We start from the raw sequence: 1,156 nt of genomic DNA, 5'->3' as shown, positions 1-1,156 counted from the left end.
CAGAGGCGCAAGCTGCAATTGATGCAGCGCTACCCCACCTTCAGCACATGGAAGTGAAGCCGGCTGGTGGCTCAAAACGCTGATTGTTGATTGGCGTCACGTAAGCGATGCCTTAACACCATCACCTTGGGTTGAAGGGCTATCGGCCCGAACCATCGTGCAGTCCTCATCAGCGATGTCTAGATTCTCATCGAATAGCGCGTCAGCCTGCGCCTCACGCGCACGCACGTATCGGTCTCGGAACTTCTCGTGACTTCTCAGCCAACGGAACACAGTCGCCTTCCCTGGCATCTTGTCGCCAAGATAGATGTTTCTCAGACTCTCGCCATCTGCAGGCCTTTCACATATCTGGTCAGCTAGGACAAGGGTGAATTCTGTTGGCCTCGCCATTCGCCCCTCTTCCAAAGTCTGCAAGGAATCAGTCATCCCCTGCAGATTCATATCGGGTTAACACCTATCAACCTTTTAAGCAGGAAGATCACAATTGAACCACTCACCAGAAACTCCATCTAGAGAGAGATCACGACTGAATCCTGTTCAAGCCCTCTGCTACCGGCAAGTTTCAGTGAGTAAAGGGCCTACTTAGTAGGCCCTTTCTGTTTTCTACACAGCACTGGGTTCCCTTAGCGCAACCTTCTTTGCCTTTGCCATAGGCTCTCCAGTTGTTGATTTGCGAGATATTGACGGCTCAGCACGAATTGGGCCAAAACCCCGCCATCGCAGCTTCAAAGAGTGCCGCGATTACTCAAAGTGTCGGTATCCGAGACGCTCATGCCGCCGAACTTGTTGCGCCAGAGGTGGTAGCTGGCTTCCGAGAAACCGTGCCGCTGGCACAGCTCGGCCACCGGCAGGCCCGTCTCGGCTTCGCGCAGGAAGCCAATGATCTGTTCTTCACGTCCAATCTCCTGTTGCATGGGATTGGACTCCAGGCTCACCTGCTACTCAACTCCGGGGGGCGTCGCTCGACCACATTCCTGGCTCTCCACTGGTTATCGAACTTTGACTGGGCGTGGCAGTTGTCTTGGTTGTAGCGAAGGTGAGACGCAGCACCTCTGCTCCTGTAGTGGCCTGCATCTACCTGGTCATCCCTTCATAGCTCTACATCATTGCTATAGAAGCATGGCAATTGACCTGCATCAACGGCTCTTCCAATCAA

General features: G+C 53.7%; 1 protein-coding gene and 1 pseudogene. Both read right to left on the bottom strand.

Annotated elements, in window-relative coordinates:
- Positions 1 to 96: 96 nt before the first annotated feature.
- A complete protein-coding gene (locus RR877_RS10560; RefSeq protein WP_332628238.1) occupies positions 97 to 390 on the bottom strand; it encodes a hypothetical protein in 294 nt (97 codons plus the stop codon).
- Between the two features lie 368 nt (positions 391 to 758).
- Positions 759 to 914: pseudogene (locus RR877_RS10555) on the bottom strand (transposase); the annotation flags it as partial.
- Positions 915 to 1,156: the final 242 nt, after the last annotated feature.

Source organism: Aurantimicrobium sp. (assembly GCF_036667855.1).
In the GTDB taxonomy this organism is placed as follows: Bacteria; Actinomycetota; Actinomycetes; order Actinomycetales; family Microbacteriaceae; genus Aurantimicrobium.
Note: the sequence above shows the minus strand (reverse complement) of the source record. Positions and strands in the feature narration are given on the sequence as shown.